The organism is Ideonella sp. P3_A4 (assembly GCF_056403075.1).
The window spans coordinates 1-2,620 of sequence record NZ_JBFUGE010000755.1 but is presented as its reverse complement, the minus strand read 5'-3'; the positions used below and the strand labels follow the sequence as shown (position 1 = coordinate 2,620).

3 protein-coding genes are annotated in these 2,620 nt (G+C 66.1%); all 3 read left to right on the top strand.

Annotated features, from left to right (window positions below):
- Positions 1-627: hypothetical protein (locus AC1DYI_RS32250; RefSeq protein WP_477208193.1), on the top strand; the 627-nt coding region annotated here is incomplete at its 5' end.
- Positions 628-653: 26 nt separating this feature from the next.
- On the top strand, positions 654-1,922 hold the full coding sequence (locus AC1DYI_RS32245) for an MFS transporter (RefSeq protein ID WP_477208192.1): 1,269 nt from the start codon (positions 654-656) through the stop codon (positions 1,920-1,922).
- Positions 1,916-2,620 (top strand): hypothetical protein (locus AC1DYI_RS32240; protein ID WP_477208191.1); only part of this gene is annotated, 705 nt, incomplete at its 3' end. The genes AC1DYI_RS32245 and AC1DYI_RS32240, both read left to right, overlap by 7 nt.

Genomic DNA, 2,620 nt, shown 5'->3' with positions numbered 1-2,620 from the left:
GTGCTGCGCTACGACACCAGCGCCGCCGGCACCACGTTGAAGGCCACCCACGAATGGAATCTCACCGCCGACTTGCCGAAGGTCAACGAGACCAACCTCGGCCTCGAAGGGATCGCGTGGGTCCCTGACACTCACCTGGTGTCCCAAGGCTTCATCGACGACAACACCCACCAGCCCTACGACCCTGCCAACTACAGCGGACACGGGACCGGGCTGTTCCTGGTCGGCCTTGAATACAACGGCCAAGTCTATGCCTATGCGCTGAACCAGAACGGTTCGAGCTACGTGCGCATCGCCAGCTTCGCGAGCGGACACCAAGAGATCATGGATCTCTCGTTCGACCGCGACAACGGCATCTTGTGGGCCTATTGCGACGACGGTTGCGACAACCGATCCAACCTGTTGGCGATCGATACGAAGGCGGGCTCGCCGACCAAGGGCAAGTTCGTGGTGCGCAAGGGCTACAACCGGCCGAAGTCGATGCCCAACACCAACAACGAAGGCATCGCGATAGCGCCCGAGTCGGAATGCGCCAACCAGTTGAAGAGCTTCTTCTGGGCCGACGACTCCAAGAAGGGCGGCCATGCGCTGCGCCGCGGCACCGTGCCGTGCGGGCCGTTGTTCTGATTCGAAGGAGGCCAGACGGCGCACCGATGTACCAATTCCAACTGCCCGCACGGGCGAAGTCACTCGAAGGTGCCGCCGACCGCGCATTCGTCGTGCCGCCCATCGTCTACGGGATCGGCGTGTCCAGCATGCTGGCCGATGTGTCGGCCGAGATGGTGGTCAGCATCTTGCCGATGTATCTGTTCGGCGTGCTGCAGTTGTCGCCGTTGCTGGTCGGCTTGCTCGATGGCATCTATCAAGGCGGGGCCGCCCTCGTGCGGCTCGCCGCCGCCGTGTTGGCGGACGGCCGTTTCGGCGCTCGCCGCGTCGCGCTCTGGGGCTATGGGTTGTCGGCGCTGTCGCGGCTGCTGCTGGCCTCTTGCGCCATCCCGGGGCTGATGACGGGCTTGCTGGGTGCCATGTCTGCGCTGCTGGCTGATCGCATCGGCAAGGGCATTCGCACGGCACCGCGGGATGCGCTGATCGCGCAGAGCGTGCCCCGAGATCACCTGGGCCTGGCCTTTGGCGTGCACCGTCGGCTCGATGCGGCGGGCGCGCTGTTGGGCCCGCTGCTGGCAGGGGCGCTGCTCTGGCTCTTGCCAATGCGCTACGAGGTCGTGTTCCTGGTCTCGGCGGTCGTGGCCTTGCCCGGGATGGTGGTGTTCTGGCGTGCCACGGCCGCCTGCCGCCATCAACTGGCAGCAGCCCCTGCGCCCGAACACGGCATGCTGGCGCTCTTGCGGTCACCGTGGTTCGTCAAGGCACTGATGCTGGTGGCGGCAACTTCTCTGTTTTCGATCAGCGATGGCCTGCTCTATGCGTCGATCCAGCGCGGCGTGGGGCTGTCGCCCGAGTTCTTCCCGCTGCTGTCGGTGGTGTCGGCGCTGGGCTTCCTGCTGGCGGCGGCGCCGCTGGGGCGGCTGGCAGACCGCGTGGGCACCGTCAAGGTCTACCTGGCCGGCAACGTCTGCCTGGCTGCGACCTATCTCGCCTGGGCCTGCGGCGGCGTTGCCACGACGCCGGTCGCGGTCGCGATGGTCTTCATGATCGGCGTCTACTACGCCGCCACCGATGGGGTCATCGTCGCCGCCGCAGCGGGGGCGCTGGCGCCGGCGGTGCGTGCCCGGGGCCTGGCGCTGCTGGCCACGGCCATTGGGGCCGCCAAGTTCCTGTCCTCGCTGCTGTTCGGGGCGCTGTGGACGCACCTGGATGTCACGATGGCCACGCTGATTTTTGCGGCCGGCCTCTTGTTGTCAGTCGTGGTTGCCGCGCTGCGCCTGCGGCGGTTCGACGCCTCGAAAATGGTGTCATGCTGAACGCCACCAAAACCTCTTCAGTCATGTTCATCGCGCTGCTGTCCATCGCGTGGACGCAGGCCGGCGCACAACCCACCGAGCCATCGGTTGCTTATGTCGTGCGCCCCAGCGACCCGAGCCGCTACAACCCGGTCGAACGGCTCACGCTGGACAAGTCCCTTCGCCCCGTCAGCCGCACACCGCTGAACCTGGGCTGCAACCGCATCCATGTGGCCAACAGCGGCGAGCTGATGTGCCTGACCCAGTCGCGGCCCGGCTCACCCGGCAAGTTCACGCCCAACACGACGTACCTCTACTCGCCAGCCATGGCGCAGCTCGCGTCCTTCGAGCGCCCCGTGGGCAACATGCCCAGCCGCGCAAGGATCTCGGCCGATGGCCAGTACCTGGCCACCACCACGTTCACGTCGGGCCACAGCTACCTGGGCGTTGGCGGCACGCAGTTCTCGACCGAAACCATCATTTCCAGGCGTGCCAACGGCGCGACCGCGCAGGACATCCAGAAGTGGTCGGTCTCATGGAAAGGCCAACCGGTGACCGCGTTGGACCTGAACCTCTGGGGCGTCACCTTCGACCCTCGCCAGTCAGACCATTTCTACGTCACGGTGTATTTCAAAGGCACGCCCTATCTGGGCGAAGGCAGTGTCTCCGGCCGCGCGATCAAGGTGCTGCTTCCCAACGTCGAGTGCCCGTCGCTGTCG